At 66.4% G+C, this 24471-nt stretch carries 19 protein-coding genes, 1 other RNA gene and 1 pseudogene; 10 read left to right on the plus strand and 11 right to left on the minus strand.

Annotated features, from left to right (window positions below; translation table 11 throughout):
• Positions 1-47: 47 nt before the first annotated feature.
• The 4 genes from recR to ffs form a co-directional block, all read right to left on the minus strand.
• On the minus strand, positions 48-644 hold the full coding sequence (gene recR / locus BLU17_RS08780; protein ID WP_091996347.1) for a recombination mediator RecR: 597 nt from the start codon (positions 642-644) through the stop codon (positions 48-50).
• Between the two features lie 172 nt (positions 645-816).
• Complete coding sequence (locus tag BLU17_RS08785) at positions 817-1143, minus strand: YbaB/EbfC family nucleoid-associated protein (protein ID WP_091996348.1); 327 nt, start codon at positions 1141-1143, stop codon at positions 817-819.
• 82 nt (positions 1144-1225) lie between these two features.
• On the minus strand, positions 1226-3592 hold the full coding sequence (locus tag BLU17_RS08790) for a DNA polymerase III subunit gamma/tau (protein ID WP_091996349.1): 2367 nt from the start codon (positions 3590-3592) through the stop codon (positions 1226-1228).
• A gap of 204 nt (positions 3593-3796) precedes the next feature.
• Positions 3797-3895: signal recognition particle sRNA small type (gene ffs, locus BLU17_RS08795), an RNA gene on the minus strand.
• 442 nt (positions 3896-4337) lie between these two features.
• Here ffs and trxA point away from each other — a divergent pair.
• The 7 genes and pseudogenes from trxA to BLU17_RS08835 all read left to right on the plus strand — a co-directional run bounded on the left by trxA (position 4338) and on the right by BLU17_RS08835 (position 11626).
• A complete protein-coding gene (gene trxA / locus BLU17_RS08800; protein ID WP_027818380.1) occupies positions 4338-4664 on the plus strand; it encodes a thioredoxin TrxA in 327 nt (108 codons plus the stop codon).
• Between the two features lie 268 nt (positions 4665-4932).
• The gene (gene rho, locus BLU17_RS08805; protein WP_091996350.1) at positions 4933-6195 is read left to right on the plus strand and encodes a transcription termination factor Rho; all 1263 of its coding nucleotides are present in this window, start codon (positions 4933-4935) and stop codon (positions 6193-6195) included.
• Positions 6196-6432: 237 nt separating this feature from the next.
• Positions 6433-6825: pseudogene (locus BLU17_RS33700) on the plus strand (MFS transporter); the annotation flags it as partial.
• Between the two features lie 36 nt (positions 6826-6861).
• A complete protein-coding gene (locus BLU17_RS08820) occupies positions 6862-7698 on the plus strand; it encodes a M90 family metallopeptidase (protein ID WP_091996352.1) in 837 nt (278 codons plus the stop codon).
• Positions 7699-7914: 216 nt separating this feature from the next.
• On the plus strand, positions 7915-8178 hold the full coding sequence (locus BLU17_RS08825) for a type B 50S ribosomal protein L31 (protein WP_035526223.1): 264 nt from the start codon (positions 7915-7917) through the stop codon (positions 8176-8178).
• Positions 8179-8493: 315 nt separating this feature from the next.
• Positions 8494-10251 (plus strand): ArnT family glycosyltransferase, encoded by a 1758-nt coding sequence (locus BLU17_RS08830; protein ID WP_091996353.1) that lies wholly within the window; start codon positions 8494-8496, stop codon positions 10249-10251.
• 7 nt (positions 10252-10258) lie between these two features.
• The gene (locus BLU17_RS08835) at positions 10259-11626 is read left to right on the plus strand and encodes an MATE family efflux transporter (RefSeq protein ID WP_091996354.1); all 1368 of its coding nucleotides are present in this window, start codon (positions 10259-10261) and stop codon (positions 11624-11626) included.
• Positions 11627-11663: 37 nt separating this feature from the next.
• Here the strand turns inward: BLU17_RS08835 and lipA are convergent, their stop codons facing one another.
• The 5 genes from lipA to BLU17_RS08860 all read right to left on the minus strand — a co-directional run bounded on the left by lipA (position 11664) and on the right by BLU17_RS08860 (position 17034).
• Positions 11664-12653 carry a lipoyl synthase gene (gene lipA, locus BLU17_RS08840; RefSeq protein ID WP_091996355.1) on the minus strand — a complete coding sequence of 330 codons (990 nt, stop codon included), beginning with the start codon at positions 12651-12653 and terminating at the stop codon, positions 11664-11666.
• A gap of 2 nt (positions 12654-12655) precedes the next feature.
• Entirely contained in the window at positions 12656-13777 is a 1122-nt protein-coding gene (locus tag BLU17_RS08845) for an acetoin dehydrogenase dihydrolipoyllysine-residue acetyltransferase subunit (protein WP_091996356.1), read from the minus strand.
• A gap of 4 nt (positions 13778-13781) precedes the next feature.
• The gene (locus BLU17_RS08850; protein WP_091996357.1) at positions 13782-14786 is read right to left on the minus strand and encodes an alpha-ketoacid dehydrogenase subunit beta; all 1005 of its coding nucleotides are present in this window, start codon (positions 14784-14786) and stop codon (positions 13782-13784) included.
• 46 nt (positions 14787-14832) lie between these two features.
• Entirely contained in the window at positions 14833-15810 is a 978-nt protein-coding gene (locus BLU17_RS08855) for a thiamine pyrophosphate-dependent dehydrogenase E1 component subunit alpha (RefSeq protein WP_091996358.1), read from the minus strand.
• Positions 15811-15972: 162 nt separating this feature from the next.
• Positions 15973-17034: an ATP-NAD kinase family protein gene (locus tag BLU17_RS08860; RefSeq protein WP_091996359.1), complete on the minus strand. Its 1062-nt coding sequence runs from the start codon at positions 17032-17034 to the stop codon at positions 15973-15975.
• A 435-nt stretch (positions 17035-17469) separates the two neighbouring features.
• On the opposite strand from BLU17_RS08860, the gene BLU17_RS08865 reads away from it, so the two are divergent.
• The 3 genes from BLU17_RS08865 to BLU17_RS08875 all read left to right on the plus strand — a co-directional run bounded on the left by BLU17_RS08865 (position 17470) and on the right by BLU17_RS08875 (position 20853).
• Positions 17470-19452 carry a sigma-54-dependent Fis family transcriptional regulator gene (locus tag BLU17_RS08865; protein WP_091996360.1) on the plus strand — a complete coding sequence of 661 codons (1983 nt, stop codon included), beginning with the start codon at positions 17470-17472 and terminating at the stop codon, positions 19450-19452.
• Between the two features lie 242 nt (positions 19453-19694).
• Positions 19695-20285, plus strand: a complete 591-nt coding sequence (locus BLU17_RS08870) for a ComEA family DNA-binding protein (RefSeq protein WP_091996361.1) — start codon at positions 19695-19697, stop codon at positions 20283-20285.
• Entirely contained in the window at positions 20212-20853 is a 642-nt protein-coding gene (locus tag BLU17_RS08875) for a YidB family protein (protein WP_483874357.1), read from the plus strand. The genes BLU17_RS08870 and BLU17_RS08875 overlap by 74 nt, the downstream gene beginning before the upstream one ends.
• Before the next feature lie 128 nt (positions 20854-20981).
• Here BLU17_RS08875 and clpB read toward each other — a convergent pair whose 3' ends face one another.
• Positions 20982-23579: an ATP-dependent chaperone ClpB gene (gene clpB, locus BLU17_RS08880; protein WP_091996363.1), complete on the minus strand. Its 2598-nt coding sequence runs from the start codon at positions 23577-23579 to the stop codon at positions 20982-20984.
• Positions 23580-23839: 260 nt separating this feature from the next.
• Complete coding sequence (locus tag BLU17_RS08885) at positions 23840-24340, minus strand: Rrf2 family transcriptional regulator (protein ID WP_091996521.1); 501 nt, start codon at positions 24338-24340, stop codon at positions 23840-23842.
• Positions 24341-24471 lie beyond the last annotated feature (131 nt).

A 24471-nucleotide genomic window follows, 5' to 3' on the forward strand; every position in this document is an offset into this window, starting at 1 on the left:
TGCGGCGGCGCACTGCGCGCGCCGCTATCGAGGCATGCGAGACGACGCTACATCGAGCGCCTGTCGAGCATGGCGCGCGCGATGGTCCCCGCGTCGACGTATTCGAGCTCGCCGCCCACCGGCACGCCGCGCGCAAGGCGTGTGACGGCGAGACCGCGTGCCTTCAGCGTCTGGCCCAGATAATGAGCCGTCGCCTCGCCCTCGTTCGTGAAGTTGGTTGCGAGCACCACTTCCTTGACGACGCCGTCGGAGGCTCGCTTTACGAGCCGGTCGAAGTGGATCTCCTTCGGGCCGATGCCGTCGAGCGGGCTCAAATGCCCCATCAGCACGAAATACAGCCCGCGATAGGTCATCGTCTGTTCGAGCATGATCTGGTCGGCCGGCGTTTCGACGACGCACAGGAGCGTCGCATCGCGTTCCTCATCCAGACAGGTTTCGCATACCTTGGCTTCGGTGAAGGTATTGCACTTCTCGCAATGCTTCAGGTTCTCGGTCGCGAACAGGAGCGCGCCGCCGAGCTTTTCGGCGCCTTCGCGGTCGTGCTGCATCAGGTGATAGGCCATGCGTTGCGCCGACTTCGGCCCGACGCCGGGCAGCACGCGCAGCGCCTCGACGAGAGCGGCGAGAGCGGAAGGTTGTTTCATGCGGATTCAGCGCGGGATGCGCACCTGGGTTTGAAGCGGATTCGGCTTCTTGCTGACTGCTGCATACTGCTTCTGGCGCCTTGACGCCAGCGCCTCGCCAACCATGCGAGGGTGTCGGCAAGGCGCGCGGGCGCCGGCACGCCTGAAGCACGCGCGGCGCCCATGCCGCAGCTTAGAACGGCAACTTGAAGCCCGGCGGAATCGGCAGGCCGGCGGTCATGCCGCCCATCTTTTCCTGCGACGTGGCTTCAGCCTTGCGCACCGCGTCGTTGAACGCCGCGGCCACGAGGTCTTCGAGCATCTCCTTGTCGTCGGCGAGCAGGCTCGGATCGATCGATACGCGGCGCACGTCGTTGCGACAGGTCATCGTGACCTTGACAAGACCGGCGCCAGCCTGACCCTCGACTTCGATCTGGGCAAGCTGCTCCTGCATCTTCTTCATGTTTTCCTGCATCTGCTGAGCCTGCTTCATGAGCCCGGCGAGTTGGCCTTTCAACATAGTCACTGCTCCTTCTGGATCGTAGTCGTTCGAATCATTTGCGTCCGAATGCGCACGACGCCAGGCGCCGCGCGACGCAAAATCAGTGGGCGGCCTGACCGCCGCCCGATGCGGCTTCCGGCGCGACCGGCCGGATCGAACCCGGCACGATACTCGCGCCGAAGTCGCGAATCAGTTGCTGCACGAAGGGGTCGGCGCCGATCTCGCGCTCGGCCTCGCGTTGGCGCTGGGCGCGCTCGGCCGCGTCGAGCGCAGCCGCCGTGCGGCGCGCCGGACCGACTTCCACGCTCACCTCCACTGTCTTGCCGAGACGCCCGGCGAGCGCCGTCTTGAGCTTCGCGACCTGCGAGGCCTCCGCGTACTGCGGCACCGGCACGCTCAGCTTGAGCAGCGTGCCTTCGAGCGCCGTCAGTTCGCTGTTGAAGGCGAGCTGGTACGCGATGCCCTTGAGCGAGAGCGTCGCGGCAAGCGCCGGCCAGTCGCCCGCAAACCCGATGGGGTCGAGCGCAATGCCAGGCGGCAGCCTGCTCACGTCGACCACGGCCGGCGCCGGCGTGGCAGCACGCGGGGGCGACGGTTCGCTGTCGCAGGCGGGCACGAAACCGTCGTCCGGCGGCGCGAAGTACGCATCGTCGGCGCCGAGCGGCACGTAGTCGTCGGGCGGGATGTCGTCCCACGGCGGCGCGCCGCAGGCGTCCTGCTGCGCGCCTGCGTTACGGGCCGGCTGGCGCGCCTGGGCTTCCTGGGCGGCGGCGCGGCGGGCCGCATCGGGCGGCGGCACCTTCACTTCCGCGCGCGGCGAGGCTTTCGGCGCGGGCGCCGGGGCTGCCGCGCCGCGGCTCGCGGTGACGCGCATGCCCTTGCTGCGCAGGACGTCGAGCGCCGCGCTTGCCCCGCCGCGTGCGGAGGTCGCCGAGACGGGTTCTTCACGCGATTCGGGTTGCGGCGCCCGTGCTGCGGTCGCGCCTTGAACGGGTTGCGGCTCTTCAGCGGGAGCGGACTCCATTGCGAGATCAGGCGCGGCTTCCGGCGCCGGACTCACACCGGGAGCCGACTCGCCCTCGTCTTCCCATGGCGGCACGACGCGCGCTTCACCACGCGCTTCGCCAGCCATCGCGTTTGCGACCGGCGTCGCGAGCGTTTGGTCAACATCCGCCTTGAGCGCCTCGGCTTGCACTGCCGGTTTGACATCGACCACGCTTTGCGCACGCGGCGGCACGGCCGCTTCCGGCTTCTGCACGGCCGCCTGCGCAGCGGCAGGCGCCGCGCCGCGCGCCGACGCAACCGCCGGAACCGCCGCGCGCCCGCCCGCGCCAGCCGTAGCCGGCTTCGAAGCCGGCGCGCTGCCTGCGCTACCCGCGCTCGCGGAAGGCTCGAACGCCAGCATGCGCAAGAGCGTCATCGTGAAGCCCGCGTACTCGTCGGGGGCAAGGCCAAGCTCGCTGCGGCCGAGAGTCGCGATCTGATAGTAGAGCTGAACCTGCTCCGGACTGAGCGCCTCGGCAAACCGCCGGATGTCGTCGGCTTCCGGCCACTCGTCGAGCACCGACGAAGGCGCGAACTGCGCCCAGCCGATGCGGTGGAACAGGCTCGCGAGGTCTTGCAGCGCCGTGGAGAACGACAGGCTGCGCAGCGCCATTTCGTCGGCGATGGCAAGCACACCCGCGCCGTCGCCGGCCACGAGCGCATCGATCAGGCGAATCAGATAGCTCTGGTCGAGCGCGCCGAGCATGCCGCGCACCGCTTCTTCGGTGACCTGGTTGGCCGAATAGGCGATGGCCTGATCGGTGAGCGAGAGCGCGTCGCGCATCGAGCCGTCGGCGGCGCGCGCGAGCAGGCGCAGCGCCTGTGGCTCGAACTCGACCTTCTCCTCGCCGAGAATGTGTGTGAGATGCTCGACGATATTGCCCGCCGGCATCTGCTTCAGATTGAACTGCAGACAGCGCGAGAGCACCGTAACCGGAATCTTCTGCGGATCGGTCGTGGCAAGGATGAACTTCACGTGCGGCGGCGGCTCTTCCAGCGTCTTCAGCATCGCGTTGAAAGCGTGGTTCGTGAGCATGTGCACTTCGTCGATCATATAGACCTTGAAGCGCGCATCCACCGGCGCATAGACCGCGCGCTCGAGCAGCGCGGCCATTTCATCGACGCCGCGGTTGCTCGCCGCATCCATCTCGACATAATCGACGAAGCGACCTTCGTCGATTTCCCGGCACGCGCGGCACACGCCGCAGGGCTTCGACGTCACGCCGGTCTCGCAGTTGAGCGCCTTGGCGAAGATCCGCGACAGCGTCGTCTTGCCCACGCCGCGCGTGCCCGTGAAGAGATACGCGTGATGCAGGCGGCCGCCGTCGAGTGCATGCGTGAGCGCGCGCACCACGTGCTCCTGTCCGACGAGCGAAGCGAAATTCTTCGGTCGCCACTTGCGTGCGAGAACTTGGTAGGTCATCCGGAAATTGTATCAGCAACGCCCGCGCGTCCAGATGAATCGAAAGGCGCGGGACACCCGCCTCGCGACAGCGGCGAAACCGGGATGGCGAACGCTTGCGACCGGCGAAATCACGGTAATGAGCACGTGACGAGCGGATGCCGTGGCGTACCGGCGCGGCGTCAACGTCGTATGTATGGGAAAAAACCGGAAGAGAAAAAGGAAGGTGACGAGCCCGACCCTCGGCACTGGCGGAAAACGGCTGTGGCTGCTTCGTTCCCGACCTGACCAGGTTGACCGCCCCTCCATGCGAGGAGGCCCGTCACGTTGCATTCTAACATCGGTCGCGCCGCAATGCGACTGCTGCGGTGCGAAAAAGCGCGCGAAGCTCTTGGCGCGTGCCGTTATGCGCCCCTCTTGCAACGGCCGGCGACGTCACCAGATAGCATGCGGGTGCGATTGCTGGCGCACACGGCCGTCATTGCGACGCGCTCGCGCAGCAGCCGGAATACCCCGCCGATTGTGGCCTGCGAGACGGAAACCCTGCTTGCTGCATGAGTACTATCACCGTCGGCAGCGCATAGGGATTTAGGCTACACTGGCGTCGGCAATTGGCTGAGCCGCGTGGTTTGCACCCAAAAGCGTGTGATGCGGACGTGCAATGCGGGTTCGGTCCGCCGCCCAGGCGGCCCCGGATGAATTTTCAGTTTTGGTGTATCGTGGCGAGCAATTTAGTCAGCCTCGAATCGAAAGAGGTATTCATACAATGAGCGAACAAATCAAGCATATCAGCGACGCATCGTTCGAACAGGACGTCGTGAAATCCGACAAGCCCGTGCTGCTGGACTTCTGGGCCGAGTGGTGCGGCCCGTGCAAGATGATCGCGCCGATTCTCGATGAAGTCGCGAAGGATTATGGCGATCGCCTGCAGGTCGCGAAGATCAATGTCGACGAACACCAGTCGACTCCGGTGAAGTTCGGCGTGCGCGGCATCCCCACGCTCATCCTCTTCAAGAACGGCGCCGTCGCCGCGCAGAAGGTCGGCGCACTCTCCAAGTCGCAGCTCACTGCGTTCCTGGACAGCCACCTGTAACTCCCGACTCCCACGCCCGCCTCCCACCTCAGGCCCGCCACGGTCTGGCGCGGGAAGGCGTACGCGAACGTGCGTGTTGTCGCATGACAACACGCATCCTGAAAAACACGCCAAAACTTGCTGTCGGTCTGCACAGACGGTTTCTGGCGTGTGCTATGCTAGAATTCATAAAGCGTCTACCGGCGCCCTTATAAAGTCCTTGAGCGGTTCCGCTCGCTTCTTCCCCCAGACTTCTTTTCGTCGCACTCCTCCCCGACGGGTTCTCCGTATGCATCTTTCCGAGCTCAAGTCTCTGCACGTGTCCGAATTGATCGAGATGGCCAATGGCCTCGAGATCGAAAATGCGAACCGCCTGCGCAAGCAGGAACTCATGTTCGCGATTCTCAAAAAGCGCGCCAAGACGGGCGAAACGATCTTCGGGGACGGCACGCTCGAAGTGCTCCCGGACGGCTTCGGCTTCCTGCGCTCCCCCGAGACCTCCTATCTCGCGAGCACGGACGACATCTACATCAGCCCCTCGCAGATCCGCCGCTTCAATCTGCACACCGGCGACACGATCGAAGGCGAAGTGCGCACGCCGAAGGACGGCGAACGCTACTTCGCGCTCGTGAAGGTGGACAAGGTCAACGGCCAGCCGCCCGAGGCCTCGAAGCACAAGATCATGTTCGAGAATCTCACGCCGCTGCACCCGAACAAGGTGCTGCTGCTCGAGCGCGAAATGCGCGGCGAGGAGAACGTGACGGGCCGCATCATCGACATGATCGCGCCCATCGGCAAGGGTCAGCGCGGCCTGCTGGTCGCTTCGCCGAAGTCGGGCAAGACCGTGATGCTTCAGCACATCGCGCACGCGATCAAGCAGAACCACCCGGACGTCGTGCTGTTCGTGCTGCTGATCGACGAGCGCCCCGAAGAAGTGACCGAAATGCAGCGCTCGGTGGCGGGCGAAGTGATCGCCTCGACCTTCGACGAACCGGCCGCGCGTCACGTGCAAGTGGCTGAAATGGTGATCGAGAAGGCCAAGCGCCTCGTCGAAATGAAGCACGACGTCGTGATCCTGCTCGACTCGATCACGCGTCTCGCGCGCGCCTACAACACGGTTGTGCCGGCGTCGGGCAAGGTGCTGACGGGCGGCGTCGACGCCAATGCGCTGCAGCGTCCGAAGCGCTTCTTCGGCGCGGCGCGCAACATCGAGGAAGGCGGCTCGCTCACGATCATCGGCACGGCGCTGATCGAAACCGGCAGCCGCATGGACGACGTGATCTACGAAGAGTTCAAGGGCACCGGCAACATGGAAGTGCACCTCGAGCGCCGTCTCGCGGAAAAGCGCGTCTACCCGTCGATCAACCTGAACAAGTCGGGCACGCGCCGCGAAGAGCTGCTCATCAAGCCCGACATCCTCCAGAAGATCTGGGTGCTGCGCAAGTTCATCCACGACATGGACGAGGTCGAGGCCATGGAATTCCTGCTCGACAAGATCCGCCAGACGAAGAGCAATTCCGAGTTCTTCGAGATGATGCGCCGCGGCGGCTAAGCCCGCCGCCCGTTCGATGCAACGCTAGAACGCCCGCGAAAACGCGGGCGTTTTTCTTTTTCGGCACCTTGTCGTCGCACGCCACAACTTGTACGTGAAGGTTCACGTCGGACTTTCGCCGCGCGGCATCACCGAAATACTCAAGCGGCCGCTCGATCAGTTTGGCGAAGGCCACCGGCGCTATTTCCAGGAATCGCTCCAGCAAATCGCCGACGCACTGGAACGGCAGATCGAAACCCTCGATGCGCGCTCACGTTCTGCATCTTCGCGATCGAAGAGTTCGCGCACGGTTACCGCTTGAAAAACATCGTCCGGCAGTTGACGATATCGTTCGCCACGGCCACGGTTATCATCGTCGAGCAGCACCGCTCGCGCTGCACCAGACGCGCCTCGCCGAGTCCGTGAATCCGTCCGATCCGGTCTTCGGGAACGTGTACGCCGCACTGCCCCGAGCGTTCGAGTTCATGGGCCGCCCGACGGGCGAAGCGCGCGGCTCCGCGCTCGCGCAAACGAGCCGCATGGTCGCGCAGCAAGCGAGCTTTCTGAGTTCGCCCGACGGGTTCTACTTTCTGATCGGCGCGGCCCATGTGCGGCGGGATCTTCGCCGCGTGGCAAAAGCAGATCGACTGAACGACACCCGGACGCACAGGAAAACGCACCGAAGCGATGCTTTCGAAACTCTCCCACTGGTTCGACGCGCGCCGCCGCGAAAAAGCGCTGCGCACCCATGCGATCGACGACGCGCTCTGGCAGGCCACGCTCACCGGCCTGCCGTTTCTCACGCATCTCGACGCCGCCGATCTCGTGCGTCTGCGCGAGCTGACGAGCCTCTTCATCGCGCAGAAAGAATTCTCGACGGCGCACGAGCTGGAGCTGACCGATCCGATGACAGTGGCGATCGCCGCGCAGGCGTCGCTGCCCGTGCTCAATCTCTCGCTCGATCTCTACAAGGGCTGGGTTGGCGTGGTCGTCTACCCGGGGGAATTCGTGATCCGCAAGACGGTGGAAGACGAGGACGGCGTGGTGCACGAAGTCGAGCACGACGCGAGCGGCGAGGCTTGGGAAGGCGGCCCCGTGATCCTGTCGTGGGAAGACGCGCAGATGACCGACGGCAGCGACGCCTACAACGTCGTGATTCACGAGTTCGCGCACAAGATCGACATGCTCAACGGAGAGGCTGACGGCCATCCGCCCCTTTTTCGGCGCTGGCACGCGCCGCTCGACGCGCAGGCTTGGGCCGACGTGTTCGACAACGCCTACGACCAGTTCTGCGACAAGGTGGATGCGGTGCCGGAGCGCCGCTGGGCGCGCTTCGAGCGCGATTCGTTGATCGATCCCTATGCCTCCGAACATCCGTCGGAATTCTTTGCGGTATGCAGCGAGGCGCTGTTCGTCAAGCCGCAGGCGTTCGAGGCCGAATATCCCGAGCTTTACCGGCTGCTCGCGCGCTATTACCGCCAGGACCCGGCCCGCGTGGGCGCGCTGCATGGCCGGACGGCCTGAAATCCCGTTGCGCGAGGGACCCCAAAAATTCGCCAACCGGCTGATTATCTGGCATAATCGCGTTTTTTCGACCTTGGGCAAGTGGCTCGCGCCCTAATGCGTTTTGTAAAAGCCTTTTGTAAAGCGTCTTTTGTCAAAGCATTAGGTAAAAGCGCCCTGTGCTGCATTGGGCAGCACGGCACGCGGGTTGGCTACCGCCAGATTTAAGGAATAACCATGAAAGAAGGCATTCACCCGGATTACCGCGAAGTCCTGTTCATCGACGTTTCGAACGACTTCAAATTCGTGACCCGCTCGACCATCCAGACGCGCGAAACCGCCGAGTTCAACGGCAAGACCTACCCGCTCGCCAAGATCGAAGTGTCGTCGGAATCGCATCCGTTCTACACGGGCACGCAAAAGATCATGGACACGGCCGGCCGTGTCGAGAAGTTCAACAAGAAGTTCGGCGCACGCGCCTCGGGCAAGGCCGCGAAGTAAGTGCTTCGCCGCACCGGCTTCCAGCCGGTCCCGCACGGAAAGTGCACGAAAAGGGCAGCCCAGGCTGCCCTTTTTTGTTGCCTGCGCCACCACTTCGCCGCACCGGCGGCTCGCAGGCGGCGCCTTGCAGCCTCGTTTCACGCGTTTGCGCAGTTACCCACGGCACGCGCCGTGACGCGCGGTCCCCGGCCCGGCTAGAATGCCGGATTGCACTGCGGGCGGTCAGGTTTACCGTCTGCCCTGCCTGTCAGCTTGCCACCTCGCGCGTGCCGCCCGCCTCGGCACGCCGGGCTTACCCGTCTCCCCTCGTACTGCATGAAGCCAGCCATTCGACTGACCGCCTCCGCCACCAGCGCCTTGCCGCGCTGGCTGCTGCTGACCATCTGTATCGTCTTCGCCGCGTTCGGCCTCTTTGGCCGCGATCCGTGGAAGAACGAGGATGCGGCGGGCTTCGGCGTGATGTGGACGATGGCAGGCGGCACGTCGCACGACTGGCTGCTGCCGAACCTCGTCGGCAAGTACGTGACCGAAAACGGCCCGCTCGGCTACTGGCTCGGCGCCGCCTGCATTCGCCTGTTCGCGCCGTGGGTCGACGCGAGCAACGCGTCGCGCATCGCCACCGGCGTGCTGTTCTGTCTCGCGTGCGCATTCGTCTGGTACAGCGCCTATCTGCTGGGCCGCCGCCCCGAAGTGCAGCCGTTCAAGTACGCGTTCGGCGGCGAGCCCGAGCCGCGTGACTACGGCCGCACGCTCGGCGACGGCGCCCTGCTCGTTCTGCTCGCGTGCTTCGGCCTCGCCGAGCGCGGACACGAGACCACGCCGCAGCTCATGCAGTTCGTCGGGATCGCGATGCTGCTGTACGGCATCGTGCGCGCCATCGACAAGCCGGTCCAGGGCGCCCTGTGGTGGGGCCTCGCGCTCGGCACCGTGATGCTGGCAAGCGGTCCGGTGCTCGTGGGCGCGCTCCTCATCGGCACGCTGGCGATGCTCGCCATCGCCCCCGAAACGCGTTCGCGCTGGCTCCTCGTGGCGGGCCTGCCCGTGGCGCTCGCCGTCTCGGCCTCGTGGCCGTTCGTGGCGCTGCACCTGTATCCCGACGACGCCGTCTGGTTCCTCAACCAGTGGGCGCGCACCAACGTCAACGCCTTCGCCGGGCCGCCGGGCTCCGTGCTGCGCTATGCCGCAAAGAACCTGCCGCTCTTCACCTGGCCCGCATGGCCGCTCGCGATCTGGGCGTTCGTGAGCTGGGCGGGCTTGCGCCACAAGCCGCATATCGCGATTCCGCTCTCGGTCATCGTGCCGCTGCTCATTCTCGTGATCGTGCAGAGCCACGAGTCGAACCGGCTCTTCATGCTCGTGCTGCCCGCGCTTTCGGTGCTCGCCACCTTCGCGCTGCCCACGCTCAAGCGCGGCGCGATCAATGCGATCGACTGGTTCGCCGTGCTGAGCTTCACGATTCTCGGCACCTTCGTGTGGCTCGTGTGGCTCGCGGGCATGACCGGTTTCCCGGCGCCGCTCGCGCGCAACCTCTCGCGCCTCGCGCCCGGCTTCGTGCCGCAGTTCAAGATCCTCTCGTTCGTGTGCGCGGTGGCCGTCACGCTGTGCTGGATGGCCCTCGTGCAATGGCGCGTGGCGCGCCACCCGAAGGTGCTCTGGCGCAGCGTCGTCCTCTCCAGCGGCGGCACCACGCTCATGTGGGTGCTGCTCATGACGCTCTGGCTGCCGGTCGTCAACTACAGCCGGACGTACAAGGACGTCGCCGAACAGATCGCCGCGCACCTGCCCGCCGACTATCAGTGCATTTCGCCGGTGCGTCTTGGCGACGCGCAGATCGCCACCTTCGCCTATTTCGGCAAGATGCACTTCGCGTTCGACGAGGATTGCGACGTGATCCTGCGCCAGGACACCCAGGACTACGGCGAGCCGAGCTCGATGTCGGACTACGTGTGGAAACTCGTGTGGGAAGGCCGTCGCGCCGCCGACCGCGACGAGCGCTTCCGCCTGTACGTGCGCATCGACCGCCCGAAGACGCCGCTCAAGAAGCCGCACCTCTGGCGCAAGCGCCCCGATTGAGGCTGCGGTGACGACGACTTTCCTCGGCGACGTGCGGCGCATCGCAGCGCTTGCGTGGCCGGTGCTGGTCGGCCAGCTCGCGATCATCGCGTTTGGCGTGATCGACACGGCGATGGTCGGCCGCTATTCGGCGCTTGACCTCGCGGCGCTCGGCCTCGGTTCGTCGATCTACGTCTCGGTCTATATCGCGCTCACCGGCATTCTGAGCGCGCTGCAGCCCGTCGCGGCGCAGCTCTATGGCGCACGCAAGGACACGGAGATCGGCCTCGAAGTGCGCCAGGCGTTCTGGCTCGCGCTCGTGCTGATGGTGATCGGCTTCGCGATCCTCTATTTCCCCGGCCCGTTGCTCGACCTCGCGCACGCCCCCGACGCGCTGCGCGAACGCACCGTCGGTTATCTGCGTCTGCTCTCGTTCGGGCTGCCCGCGGCGCTCGCGTTTCGCATCTACAGCTCGCTCGCCAATGCCGTGGGCCGGCCGCGCCTCGTCATGTTCATGCAAGTCGGCGCGCTCGTGCTCAAGGTGCCGCTCAATACCTGGCTCATCTTCGGCGGCCTTGGCGTGCCGGCGCTCGGCGGCCCGGGGTGCGCGCTCGCCAGTACGTCGATCAACTGGGCGCTCGCCTTGTGCGCCGCCGTCGCGTTCACGCGCGTCGACGTGTTCGCGCCGTTCGAAATCTTCAGACACTTCTGCTGGCCCGAGTGGAAGCGCCAGGCCGAACTGCTCAAGCTCGGCATTCCGATGGGGCTCTCGTATCTCATCGAGGTGACCTCGTACACGTTCATGGCGATCTTCATCGCGCGCATGGGAACGACCACGCTCGCGGGCCACCAGATCGCCGGCAACGTCGGCGCCGTGCTCTACATGACGCCGCTTTCGATCGGCGTGGCGACCTCGACGCTCGTCGCCCAGGCGCTGGGCGGCGAACGCCGCGCCGAAGCGCGCACGCTCGCGCGGCACGGCGTGGCGACGGCCGTGGCGATTGCCTGCTGCCATGGCGCGATCGGATTCGTGCTGCGACCGCTCATCATCGCCGGCTATACGCCGGACCGCGCCGTGGCCGCCGCGGCGATGCCGCTCGTGGCCATCGTCACGCTCTATCACGTGTTCGACGCCCTGCAGATCACGACGGCCTTCGCACTGCGCGCCTACAAGGTCGCGGTCGTGCCGACCGTCATCTATGCGATCGCGCTCTGGGGCGTGGGACTCGGCGGCGGCTACGCACTGGGCTTCGACGTGACTGGCACGCTGCCCGTCTGGGCAACGGGCGCGCGCGGGTTCTGGCTCGCCAACCTGGCGAGCCTCATGATTGCCGGCGCCGGCCTGCTGGCTTATCTCTCGCGTGTGAGCACACAGTATTTGCGCGAACGCGCGTAGCTCCGCGGCATGCCTGGAGGCTGGTTGCGAACAAGGCTCACGGCATCGCACCTTGCCGCGCCGACGCCACCGTCTGCGCCGCGTGATACGACGAGCGGACCAGCGGGCCGGCCACGACCTCGCGGAATCCCATCGCCAACCCCGCCGTGCGCAACGCGGCGAATTCGTCCGGAGGCAGGTAGCGCTTCACGGGAAGATGAAATCTCGACGGCGCGAGATATTGCCCGATCGTCAGGACGTCTACGCGATGCTCGCGCAGGTCGCGCATCGTAGCCAGCAGCGCTGCGTCGGTTTCGCCCAATCCCACCATCAGCCCGGACTTCGTGACGAGCGCACCGTTCGCCGCTTTCGCGCGCGCGAGCAGATCGAGCGATCCGCGATAGTCCGCGCCCGGCCGCGCCGCGCGATAAAGCGCAGGCACGGTTTCGACGTTGTGGTTGAACACATCGGGCCACGCGAGCGACAGCGCGTCGAGCGCACGCGCGACGCGGCCGCGAAAATCGGGCGTCAGCACCTCGATGCCGATCCCGGGCACGCGCTCGCGCACGCGCGCGATACAGCGCGCGAAATGCGCTGCGCCGCCGTCGCGCAAGTCGTCGCGATCGACCGAGGTAATCACCACGTGGCGCAGGCCGAGCGCGGCGACCGCCGCCGCGAGATGCGACGGCTCGTCCTCGTCGAGCGGCGCGGGCCGCCCGTGCGCGACGTCGCAGAATGGGCAGCGCCGCGTGCATAGCCCGCCCATGATCATGAAGGTGGCCGTGCGCTGCGCAAAGCATTCTCCGATGTTCGGACACATCGCTTCTTCGCATACCGAATGAAGCCTGTGCTCGCGCAGCACGGCCGCCACGCCCGCCACGGTCTCGCTCATCAGCGGCCGGGCGCGCAGCCAGGGCGGCTTCGGCAAGACCGCATCCGCCCCGGAAGGCGGCACGATCTTCACCGGAATGCGCGCGAGCTTCTCGCGGCTGCGCAAGCCTTGTTCGCCGAGCGCCGTGCTCGAGGTCGGGGACGTGGCGGCCTCCATGCTCAGGCGCCTTCGCCGAAAAAGGCCTTGAGCAGCCGATTGACCTCCTGCGCGGCTTCCATCTGCACCATGTGCCCCTTGCCCGCGATCACCTCCACACGCACCTGCGAAGGCAACCCCTGCGCATGGTGCGACGGGATGATCTGGTCCGCCTCGCCCCAGATCACGAGCGCGCGCGGCGCGAGCAAGGCAAGACGCTCGCGGAACACGCGCCGCTGCGCGCCGCCCTCGAACGCCTGCCCCGCGATCTTGCCGAGCGCGGCCTGCACGCCTTCGAGCCGCTTGTACTTGACGAGGTCCTCGACGAGTTGGCGCGTGACCAGCTCGGGATCGGCGAACAGCTTCGTCACGTGCGGCTTGAGCGCATTGCGGTTCGTGGCCGAGACGAAGCCCTCGATGTACGCGCCGTCGATCTCCTCGCCCAGTCCCGCGCTGGCAATCAGCACGAGCGAAGCCACGCGCCCGGGCGCCTGCTCGGCCACGGCCATGGCCACCGCGCCGCCCAGCGAATGCCCGACGAGATGCGCCTTGTCGATCTTCTGCGCGTCGAGAAAAGCGATCACGCTTTGCGCAAGCTCGTCGAGGCTGCCGCTCTCGATAGCCTTGCCCGACTCGCCGTGCCCCGGCAGATCGAGCGCCCAGACCGCGCGTTCGCCCGCGAGATCGGCGTGATTGAAGAGCCAGTTGTTGAGATCGCCGCCGAAGCCGTGGATCAGCACCACGGGTATGCCCTCGCCTTCGCCCTGCTTCAGATGACGCATCGTGCGCCCGGCGATCTGCGTCTTTTCGGGCTGCGGCCCCGCTTCGGCGTCGCCCGCCTGCGCCGGCACGAAGTCGTGCTGAAATCCGGCCACCGCGGCGTCGATGTCCGCTTCGGCCGCGTCGGCGTCGGCGACCACGCCCAGCAGCGCACCCACCGGCAACGTATCGCCCTCCTTCGCGATCTGCCGTCGCAGCACGCCTTCGAACGCACACTCGACACCCGACGCGATCTTGTCGGACTCGACGTCGAGCAGCTCATCGCCCCTGGCGACCTTGTCGCCGATGGATTTGAGCCAGCCGTTCACCTGGCCCTGCTCCATCGAGAGGCCCCATTTGGGCATCGTAATCATGTGAATCGGCATGACTTCAGCTCCTTGCTGCGCGCGCCGCCTCGGCGATCTTGTCCGCCGACGGGATGTAGATATCTTCGAGCGATGCCGCGAACGGCACCGGCGTATGCGGCGCGGTGACCATGCCGACCGGTGCCTGCAGTTCCTTGAACGCTTTCTGCCCGACGAGCGCGGCGATGTCCGTGGCGATCGAGCAGCGCGGATTCGCCTCGTCCACGACCACGACGCGGCCCGTGCGACGCGCGCTTTCGAGAATCGTTTCCTCGTCGAGCGGCGAGGTCGTGCGCAGATCGATCACGTCCGCTTCGATGCCGTCTTTCGCGAGCTTTTGCGCGGCTTCGAGCGCGTAGTGGACCATCCGCCCGTAAGTGACGATCGTGACGTCGTCGCCGTCACGCACGATGTTGGCCTCGCCGAACGGAATCGAATAGGATTCCTCCGGAACGTCGCCCTCCATCGTGTAGAGCAGCTTGTGCTCGCAGAAAATCACGGGATCATTGTCGCGAATCGCTTCGATCATGAGGCCTTTCGCGTCGTAGGGCGTGGCCGGGCACACGACTTTCAGCCCCGGAACATGCGTGAAAAGCGAGGTAAGCATCTGCGAATGCTGCGCCGCCGCGCGCAGGCCCGCGCCGTACATCGTGCGGATCACGACCGGCGTGACCGCCTTGCCGCCGAACATGTAGCGAAACTTCGCCGCCTGATTGAAGATCTGGTCGAAGCACACGCCCATGAAATCGATGAACATCAGCTCCGCCACCGGCCGCATGCCGCATGCCGCCGCGCCCACGGCCGTGCCGATGAAGCCGCCTTCCGAGAGCGGCGTGTCGAGCACGCGCCCCGGAAACTTGCCGTACAGGCCCTTCGTCACGCCGAGCACGCCGCCCCATGCGTCCTGTTCGCCGGGCGCGCCCGCTCCGCCCGCGTTGTCTTCGCCCATGACGATCACGCTCTCGTCGCGCCCCATTTCCTGCGCAAGCGCCTCGTTGATAGCCTGCGAATAGGTGATTTTCCGTGCCATTTCCGTCTCCTTGATCTGGAATCCTGATGAACTGGGCGCGCCGCGCTCAGGGATACGACACGTACACGTCGGTGAGCAGCGCCTCGGCGGGCGGCAGCGGCGCGGTTTTGGCCTGGGTCACCGCGTCGTCGATCAGTTGCTTGACTTCGGCGTCCACCTTGCGCAAATCGTCGCTGCTCGCGAGTTCCGCGCGCACCACGCGCTCCTCGAAGCGCTTGAGGCAGTCCTTTTCCTCGCGCAGCTTCTGCACTTCTCCCGGCGCCCGATAGGTTTGCGCGTCGCCCTCGAAGTGGCCGAAATAGCGCGAGAGCTTCATCTCCACGAGCGTCGGGCCGCCGCCGCTGCGCGCGCGGGCAATCGCTTCGCCAAGCGCCTCGTGCACAGCGAAGAAGTCGAAACCGTCGACGATCACGCCCGGCATGCCGAAGCCGTTCGCGCGATCGGCGATGTTGTCGGCCGCGACCGACCACGTGGACGACGTCGCCTCGGCGTAGCCGTTGTTCTCCGCAACGAAGATCACCGGCAGGCGCCAGACCGATGCAAGGTTCATCGACTCGAAGATGACGCCCTGGTTCGACGCGCCATCGCCGAAGAAGCACACGCCCACACCGCCCGTTTTTTTCTGCTTCGCGGCGAGCGCCGCGCCGCACGTGAGCGGACCGCCGGCGCCCACGATGCCGTTCGCGCCCAGCATGCCCTTCGAAAGATCGGCGATGTGCATCGAGCCACCCTTGCCGCGGCACGAGCCGGTGGCCCGGCCGTAGATCTCGGCCATCATCTCGCGCACGTCCACGCCCTTCGCGATGCAGTGGCCGTGGCCGCGGTGCGTGGTGGCGACGTAGTCGGTGTCGTTCAAATGGCTCATCGTGCCGACCGCGGACGCTTCCTCGCCCGCATACAGGTGCACGAAGCCCGGAATTTCTCCGGTCGCGAACTCGACGTGCAGCCGCTCCTCGAATTCGCGGATCGTGCGCATCGAGCGGTACGCGGTGAGTAGCTGCTCCCTGTTCAACTGAATAGACATGGTTGTCTCCTGGGTATGTGAAGCTGCATAGGCTTGCTGCAAGTCATGCCACTGCTCCTGCTGAAATGCGAAACCACCGGCCACCCTTTCACAAAGAACAGCGCGAGTCGTCCCCTGTTCTCCGGCGCCTGGCAGCGGCTTGCGCGAGCCATAAGCCGTCCGCTACACGCGCGCGGCGGCCTCGCGCAACAACTGATGCGACGCCGCGTAACGCAGCGTGCGCGCGACGTCGACGGTCAGCGGGCCCCGCCAGTCGAGCGACACTTCATAGCGGTCGCCGCGCGCCGGCTCGATCTCGCGCTCGCCGTCGAACGCGAGCGTCCCGTGGCCCGCATCGAGCGGCAGCGCCACGCCCACCTCGAGGCGCTGGCAGGTGCGCATCGTCAGGCGCTCGACGCGGCCCGGCGCGATCGGCGCGAGCAGCGGCACGCCCGCGCCTGCCGGCCCGCCCGGCCCCGCGAAGGTCATGTGCAGGCCGTGCGCCGCATCGCGCCCAACCGGCGCCCATGCCCCGCCGATCGACGAAAGCCCGATGCCGTCGGGCGGCGCGAAGGTCAGGAAAAGTGATTCGATATCCGAACTTTCCGAAATCGCGCGCGCCCCGATGAACGGCTGACGCGCCACGCAGATGTCGACGAGCGCGATTTCCTCGCGCCCGCGCGACGGTCCTTCCACGCAGCGCGCGACGAGCCGCTTGTTGCGCGCGAGAGCCGATCCGGCGGGCACCGCGCCGGTTGCGACGAGCGCACCGGCGAGCCCTGCGACCGTCGCTTCGCGCAGCTCGGGAAACGCGTTGTTGGTGCCGGTGGAAAGCGCGAGCAGCGGCGTCGCGCCGCAATGGGCCGCCACCGCGCGATGCGTGCCGTCGCCGCCCAGCACGGCGATCAGCGCGACCGCCTCGCGCACCATGTGAGCGACGCCGGCATGCGTATCGGCGACGCTCTCGCTTACCGGCAAATCGACGAATTCGACATCGGGCCAGGGTTCGTGCGCGGCGATGGCGGCATGAGTTTCGATAGCGCGCAGCAGCAGCGCGGCCACGCCGGTGTTGTCGCGCAACGTAAGTACGCGCGCGACGCCGAGCGCGCCCAGGCCCGCGAGCAGGCGCACGACCATGTTCGCTTTCTCGGCGGTGGGAAAGACGGATGCATGCGTGGTGAGACGGCGGATGTCGCGGCCCGAAGCGGGGTTCGCGATCACGCCTACGGTCACGGGCGTCGTCACGGATTGTGTCTCCTGGTGGCGGCGCACCGTACAAGACCGTGCGCCGCGCTTTTGCCCGCAGACTCTGCAAGCGTCATGCCAGTGACGCTCACGCAGACAGATGTCGGCGCGGCAGCCCGCGCGACGGGGTTCCGGGGCCATTGCGCGCCGCGCGGGAAACACCGCGCCTGGCGCGCCAGGCGTCTCACTTCCCGTCTCACGCGTGCGAAGCGCCGGATTCGCTGCGCGCGGCTGGAGGCGGAAAAGCGCGCGCAGCCGGGCTGAGCGGCCCTCGGGCTCACGCGAGAATCCGCGACGCCGCGCGCTGAGACGATCGTCTCAGCCGTCTCGCTTGTTGCGCTGCGGTGTGATCCCGCGCAAAGGATGTGCTACAAAAGACTCCCGCCGAACGTTTTCCGGTCCGACGTTTTTCGTCAGCAACCGTCTGGAACGCTCATGCCCTACGCCCTTGCGTCTACCCGGCACGCCGAACGCGTGCGCGGGGCCGTGGAAGGCCGGTTGCCCGCGCCGTCCGGTTCGCCGCGTCTCGTCTCGTCGTGGCAGCGCTCGTTCGAGCGCTATCAGCTCGACCCCGGCTCGGTGATCGGCCCGCGCGTGCTGAGCGCCGCCGAACTGCGCGAAATCCGCGATCGCGAGGAATCCTTCCTGCGCGCCTCGGGCCAATGTCTCACGCGCCTGCACGACACGGTGCGCGAGGCCGACTATTGCGTGATGCTGACCGACGCGCACGGCGTGACCATCGACTATCGCATCGACCGCGAACGCCGCAACGACTTCAAGCACGCAGGCCTCTATATCGGCTCGTGCTGGTCGGAGCGCGAGGAAGGCACCTGCGGCATTGCGAACGTGCTCACCGATCTCGCGCCCATCACGGTGCACAAGACCGATCATTTCCGCGCCGCGTTCACGACGCTCACGTGCAGCGCCGCGCCGATTTTCGCGCCTGGCGGCGATCTGATCGGCGTGCTCGACGCTTCGGCGGTGCAGTCGCCCGACAATCGCGAGAGCCAGCGCATCGTGAACCAGCTCGTGCGCCAGAGCGCCTCGCTGATCGAAGATGGCTATTTTCTGCATCGCATGGCGTCGTGCTGGATTCTCTTCGGCCACCAGAATCGCAATTACGTGGAGGCGCAGCCCGAGCTGCTGATCGCCTTCGACGAAAACGGCAACGTGGTCGCCGCAAACCGCCGCGCTCGCGAATGCATGCCCTGTCTCGACGGCCCGCGTCATATCGACGAGATCTTCGACTCGTCGCACGTGCAGTTGCGCGACATCGGGCGCATCGAAACCATCGCGGCCCTGCGCCTGCGCTCGAGCGGCTCGATGCTGTATGCGCGCATTCGCGCGCCGCTCGGACACAGCGGCCGCGGCGGGGCCTCGGCGGCGCATGGCGCGATGCCGCTGCGGCGCGAAACGGCCGCGGCCGCGCACGAATACGATCGCAGCGCGCTCGGCCCATTTCTGCGCAGCGCCGACGCGCGCGTGGCCGGGAACGCGCGCATCGCGCAGCGCGTGGCGGGCAAGCGCCTGCCGATCCTGCTGCTCGGCGAAACGGGCGCGGGCAAGGAAGTATTCGCGCGCGCGATTCACGACGCCGGCGCGCGGCGCAATCGCCCGTTCGTCGCCGTGAATTGCGGCGCGCTGCCCGAGTCGCTGATCGAGAGCGAACTGTTCGGCTACGCGCCGGGCGCCTTCACGGGCGCTCGCCGGCACGGCGCGCGCGGCAAGATCGCGATGGCCGACGGCGGCACGCTCTTTCTCGACGAGATCGGCGACATGCCGCTCGCGCTGCAGACGCGCCTCTTGCGCGTGCTCGCCGAAAGCGAAGTGCTGCCGCTCGGCGCCGAAACGCCGGTGCGCGTCGACGTCGACGTGATCTGCGCGACACACCGCGACCTCGCGCAAATGGCGAGCGCGGGCGCGTTCCGCGACGATCTCTACTACCGCTTGAGCGGCGCGGTGCTCACGCTGCCGCCGCTGCGCGCGCGGCGCGACATCGCAACGCTCATCGACACGGTGTTCGCGGAAGAAGCGCAGGCCGCGGGCCGGCCGCTCGCGCTGGACGCCGCGCTCGCGGCGCGGCTCGCCGCATTCGCCTGGCCGGGCAATCTCCGCCAGCTCCGCAACGCAATGCGCTATGCATGCGCCGTGTGCGACACCGCGGTGGTCGAGGCGCGCCACCTGAGCGCGGATCTCACGGCAAACCTGCCCTCGTTCGCGCCGCCATCCGCGCGTTCCGCTCCCCGTACGTTTCTGCCCGCGTCGCTCCCCACAGGCGACGAGCGCGAACGCATCGTCGCCGCGCTCACGGCGCACCGCTGGCGGCCGAATGCGGCCGCACAGGCGCTCGGCATCTCGCGCGCGACGCTGTACCGGCGCATCGCGAAGCTCGGCATCGTCGGGCCGCATCGCGCCTGAGCCGCCTTGCGCAGGGCGACCTCGGCGGCGCACGCTGCGTCATTGCTCCCGCTTCGAACGCCTTTGCGGCTTCGCGTCCGCCGATGCACGGAAGTTTAAATATTGTGCGACGCGATTTACTTGCCATATCTGGACCGGTATAAATCGAGCGCCACCGATCCACGGATACGCCAACTGTCCTATTCTTACCGCAGCGTCGTCCGTTCCCGGCTAACCGAATTGCCCTCAATGGAGTGATTGCCATGCTCAAGAAGCTGCTGATGCTGTTCCTCGCGCTCGGCCTGTCGCTGTCCGCCGTGCTGGCCGCGGCCGTCGAAGTCAACACCGCCGACGAAACCGCGCTCGAATCCGTCAAGGGCATCGGCCCCGTGCATGCCAAGGCCATCATCGACGAACGCACGAAGAACGGCCCGTTCAAGGACGCTGACGACCTCGCGAACCGCGTCAAGGGCATCGGCGCGAAGTCGGTGCAGAACCTCGAAGCCGCGGGGCTCACGATCAACGGCTCGTCAGCGCCACCCGCGGGCAAGACAGTCGCCCCGAAGAGCAGCAAGAGCGCCGCTGCAACGAGCGCCGCGCCGGCCGCCACCACGGCCAACCCGACGACATCGCTGGCGCCTGCGGCCACGACCGCGGCGCAACCCGCTTCGGACACGGCGGCGGCAAGGTCGAAGCACAAGAGCAAGAAGGACAAGACGGCCGCCGCGGCGAGCGCGCCCGAAGCGGGCTCCGCCGCCGCGGCTCCGGCCACGGCATCCGATACGAAAGCGAAAAAACCCAGGAAGTCGAAAAAGAGCAAGGCCGCATCCGACGCGGCCGCTTCCGGCGCCTGATAGCCGCCTCCATCCGTCGCCCTCGCGGCGCGACGGCCCCGATCCGCGGCGCCGCCTTTGCAAGCGCCGTCCGGCTTACCGGCCGCGTCCCCCGACGCGGCCATCATTCAGAGAGATCGTCATGAGTCTGCTAGATACCCTCGGTTCCCTGCTCGGTTCGCAATCGCAATCGCAACAGCAAGGCGGCGGCCAAGCCCAGCTCCTCGCCGCGGCGATGGAGTTCGTCAACAACCAGCCCGGTGGCCTGAACGGGCTCGTCGAGAAGTTCCAGCAAGGCGGCCTTGGCGAGATCGTGCAGTCGTGGGTCGGCAATGGCGAGAACCAGCCCGTGTCGCCGGACCAACTGCACAGCGTGCTCGGCTCGGACGTCGTCTCGGGTCTCGCGCAGAAGGTCGGCATGCAGCCCGACCAGGTGAGCGGGCTGCTCGCCCAGGTGCTGCCGCACGTCGTCAATGCCGGCACGCCAAACGGCGAAGTGCCGTCCGGCGGGCAGATCAACGCCGAAAGCGTGCTCGGCACGCTCGGCGGGCTCGCGTCGCTGTTCGGCGGCGGCAACAGGCAGGCCTGAGCGACGCGGGCCGCGCGATATCCGCCCGGCACACGTATAAAAAAAGGCAGCGGATCGCTCCGCTGCCTTTTTGTCTCGATCAGGCACGCGCTACACCGCGCGCGCCCCTACCGCGTTTCGCATGCGCGTTAGTGCACGACGCGCTCGAATACGAACTTGCCGTCGCGAACGCCGACCGGAATCACGTCCTTCGGCCCGAACTTGCCCGCGAGAATCAGCTTGGCGACCGGGTTCTCGATCTCCTGCTGGATCGCGCGCTTGAGCGGCCGTGCCCCGAACAGCGGGTCGTAGCCGACCTTGGCGATCTGGCCGAGCGCCTCGTCCGACACCATCAGCTCCATGTCAAGCTTCTCGAGACGCTCGCGCAGGCGCTGCAACTGGATCTTCGCGATCGATTCGATGTTCGAGCGGTCGAGCGCGTGGAACACCACGACCTCGTCGATCCGGTTCAGGAACTCGGGGCGGAACTGCTGCTTCACTTCGTTCCACACGGCGTCCTTCACGGCTTCCTGCGGCTCGCCTGCCATCGCCTGGATGAGGTGCGAACCGAGGTTCGACGTCATCACGATCACCGTGTTCTTGAAGTCGACGGTGCGGCCCTGGCCATCGGTCATGCGGCCGTCGTCGAGCACCTGCAGCAGCACGTTGAACACGTCCGGATGCGCCTTTTCGACTTCGTCGAGCAGGATCACGCTGTACGGCTTGCGGCGCACGGCTTCGGTCAGATAACCGCCTTCCTCGTAGCCCACGTATCCCGGCGGCGCGCCGATCAGACGCGCGACGCTGTGCTTCTCCATGAACTCGCTCATGTCGATGCGGATGAGATGCTCCTCCGAATCGAACAGGAAGCCCGCCAGCGCCTTGCACAGTTCGGTCTTGCCCACGCCCGTCGGCCCGAGGAACAGGAACGAGCCGTAAGGCCGGTTCGGGTCCGCGAGACCGGCGCGCGAGCGACGGATCGCATCGGCCACGGCGTTGATGGCCTCGTTCTGGCCCACCACGCGCTCGTGCAGCTTCTCTTCGATCTGCAGCAGCTTCTCGCGCTCGCCCTGCATCATGCGCGAAACCGGAATGCCGGTCGAGCGCGAGACGACTTCCGCGATTTCCTCGGCGCCCACCTGGGTGCGCAGCAAGCGCAGGCGAGTCGGGCTGCTCTGCTCGTTCGCCTCGGCCTGCGTGACCTGCTTCAACTGCGCTTCGAGTTGCGGCAGCTTGCCGTACTGCAGTTCCGCGACCTTCTCGAGCTTGCCTTCGCGCTGGAACTTCGTGATTTCCGCACGCACCTTGTCGATCTCTTCCTTGATCTGCGCGCCGCCCTGCACCGCGGCCTTCTCGGCGGTCCAGATCTCTTCGAGGTCCTTATATTCGAGGCTCAGGCGATCGATCTCTTCTTCGATCAGCTGCAGACGCTTTTGCGACGCTTCGTCCTTCTCCTTCTTGACGGCCTCGCGCTCGATCTTCAACTGGATCAGACGGCGATCGAGCTTGTCCATCGCTTCGGGCTTCGAATCGATTTCCATCTTGATCTTCGAAGCGGCTTCGTCGATCAGGTCAATGGCCTTGTCCGGCAGGAAGCGGTCGGTGATGTAGCGATGCGAGAGCTCCGCCGCCGCGACGATCGCCGGGTCGGTGATTTCCACGCCGTGGTGCAGTTCGTACTTCTCCTTCAGTCCACGCAGGATCGCGATGGTCGCCTCGACCGACGGTTCATCGACGAGCACCTTCTGGAAGCGGCGTTCGAGCGCGGCGTCCTTTTCGATGTACTTGCGATATTCGTCGAGCGTGGTCGCGCCGATGCAGTGCAGCTCGCCGCGCGAAAGCGCCGGCTTGAGCATGTTGCCCGCGTCCATCGCGCCCTCGGCCTTGCCTGCGCCGACCATCGTGTGGATCTCGTCGATGAAGACGATGGTCTGGCCTTCGTCCTTCGCGATGTCGTTGAGCACCGCCTTCAGGCGCTCCTCGAACTCGCCGCGGTACTTCGCGCCGGCGAGCAGCGCGGCCATGTCGAGCGAAAGCACGCGCTTGCCCTTGAGCGTCTCGGGCACCTCGCCGTTGACGATGCGCTGCGCGAGCCCCTCGACGATCGCCGTCTTGCCGACGCCCGGCTCGCCGATCAGCACCGGATTGTTCTTGGTGCGACGCTGCAGGATCTGGATCGAGCGGCGGATTTCGTCGTCGCGGCCGATCACGGGGTCGAGCTTGCCCGAGCGAGCGCGCTCGGTCAGGTCGACGGTGTACTTCTTGAGTGCCTCGCGCTGGCTCTCGGCGTCCTGGCTGTGCACCTGCGCGCCGCCGCGAACCGCGACGATGGCGGATTCGAGCGCCTTGCGCGTGAGACCGTGCTGGCGCGCGAGGCGCCCCGCTTCGCCCTTGTCCTCGGCGACGGCGAGCAGGAACATTTCGCTCGCGATGTACGTGTCGTTGAGCTTTTGCGCTTCCTTGTCGGCCTGATTGAGCAGCCCCGTGAGCTCGCGGCCGATCTGCACGTTGCCGTCGGTGCCCTGCACCTGCGGCAAGCGGCTGATGGCGTCGTTGAGCGCGTTCTGCAGCGCCTGCACCTGCACGCCCGCGCGCGACATCAGCGAGCGCGCGGAACCGTCCTGTTGCGCAACGAGCGCGGCGAGCAGGTGAACGGGCTCGATGTACTGGTTATCGTGGCCAACCGCGAGACTTTGAGCGTCGGCGATGGCTTCCTGGAACTTGGTGGTGAGTTTGTCGATTCTCATTAGAACGAGGCCTCCAGTTTTCTAGACTGTCACCAAATTTGAGGGGGAGCGCGCCGGTTTCAAGCGCGACGGCGTCATTTTTTCCGATTTTTGGGATCGACGCACGGATAGCGGTCTTCCGCAGTGGGCTGCCGGGGCGTGCGAGAAGGGGAAAGACGAGTCGCCGGACGTCGGGCTCGGGGGAAGCAAAGCGCGGAGCCGCGCGGCGAAGAGAGCCGACGAATGACGTGTGCATGGACCAACAACAGGCGTGAGCGCCTTCAGTGCCCTCGCGAAGACGCCGGCCGCGACGCCTGGGCGCGCGGCATGATCCGGATCGGTGCCAGCCCGAGCAGACCGGTCAGCGCGCCCGCCGGTTGCGCCAGCTCTCCGATGGTGTGACGGTCGAGCTCGGCCAGAAAGGCGTCGCGAGCCGCAGCCAGTGCGTGCTTGAGCCGGCACTGCGGCTCGATGACGCAGCTTCGCCGCTCGCCGTGCTCGTCCGGAAAGCAGCCGACCAGCGCAAAATCGCTTTCGGTCTGACGCACCACCGCCCCCACGCTCAAATCGAGCGAAGCCGGCGCGATGCGCAAGCCGCCATTGCGCCCACGAATGGTGTCGACCCAGCCGAGCTCGCCGAGACGCTGCACGACTTTCATCAGATGATTCTTCGAAACGCCATAGGCGTCCGATATCTCCTGAATCGTCGCCAGGCCGTCGCGACGCAACGCGAGATAGAGCATCACGCGTAACGAATAGTCGGTGTAGTCGGTCAGTCTCATGGCGGTGGTATTGACGTTGGCGTTGTCGACGGCAAGCCGGGGACAAAAACCATACATTAACATGCAGGGCGCACGCAGGTTTTGCCCAAACTGCGTATGATGCGCGTTTTGCATCGTCTGGCAAGCCCAAT

Origin of the sequence: Paraburkholderia lycopersici, from assembly GCF_900096975.1 — a bacterium.
In the GTDB taxonomy this organism is placed as follows: domain Bacteria; phylum Pseudomonadota; class Gammaproteobacteria; order Burkholderiales; family Burkholderiaceae; genus Paraburkholderia; species Paraburkholderia lycopersici.

Bases quoted from the DNA above. Each gene is read 5' to 3' on its own strand.
- recR (WP_091996347.1), bottom strand. From the start codon at position 644: ATGAAACAACCTTCCGCTCTCGCCGCTCTCGTCGAGGCGCTGCGCGTG.
- BLU17_RS08785 (WP_091996348.1), bottom strand. From the start codon at position 1,143: ATGTTGAAAGGCCAACTCGCCGGGCTCATGAAGCAGGCTCAGCAGATG.
- BLU17_RS08790 (WP_091996349.1), bottom strand. From the start codon at position 3,592: ATGACCTACCAAGTTCTCGCACGCAAGTGGCGACCGAAGAATTTCGCT.
- trxA (WP_027818380.1), top strand. From the start codon at position 4,338: ATGAGCGAACAAATCAAGCATATCAGCGACGCATCGTTCGAACAGGAC.
- rho (WP_091996350.1), top strand. From the start codon at position 4,933: ATGCATCTTTCCGAGCTCAAGTCTCTGCACGTGTCCGAATTGATCGAG.
- BLU17_RS08820 (WP_091996352.1), top strand. From the start codon at position 6,862: ATGCTTTCGAAACTCTCCCACTGGTTCGACGCGCGCCGCCGCGAAAAA.
- BLU17_RS08825 (WP_035526223.1), top strand. From the start codon at position 7,915: ATGAAAGAAGGCATTCACCCGGATTACCGCGAAGTCCTGTTCATCGAC.
- BLU17_RS08830 (WP_091996353.1), top strand. From the start codon at position 8,494: ATGAAGCCAGCCATTCGACTGACCGCCTCCGCCACCAGCGCCTTGCCG.
- lipA (WP_091996355.1), bottom strand. From the start codon at position 12,653: ATGGAGGCCGCCACGTCCCCGACCTCGAGCACGGCGCTCGGCGAACAA.
- BLU17_RS08845 (WP_091996356.1), bottom strand. From the start codon at position 13,777: ATGCCGATTCACATGATTACGATGCCCAAATGGGGCCTCTCGATGGAG.
- BLU17_RS08850 (WP_091996357.1), bottom strand. From the start codon at position 14,786: ATGGCACGGAAAATCACCTATTCGCAGGCTATCAACGAGGCGCTTGCG.
- BLU17_RS08855 (WP_091996358.1), bottom strand. From the start codon at position 15,810: ATGTCTATTCAGTTGAACAGGGAGCAGCTACTCACCGCGTACCGCTCG.
- BLU17_RS08865 (WP_091996360.1), top strand. From the start codon at position 17,470: ATGCCCTACGCCCTTGCGTCTACCCGGCACGCCGAACGCGTGCGCGGG.
- BLU17_RS08870 (WP_091996361.1), top strand. From the start codon at position 19,695: ATGCTCAAGAAGCTGCTGATGCTGTTCCTCGCGCTCGGCCTGTCGCTG.
- clpB (WP_091996363.1), bottom strand. From the start codon at position 23,579: ATGAGAATCGACAAACTCACCACCAAGTTCCAGGAAGCCATCGCCGAC.
- BLU17_RS08885 (WP_091996521.1), bottom strand. From the start codon at position 24,340: ATGAGACTGACCGACTACACCGACTATTCGTTACGCGTGATGCTCTAT.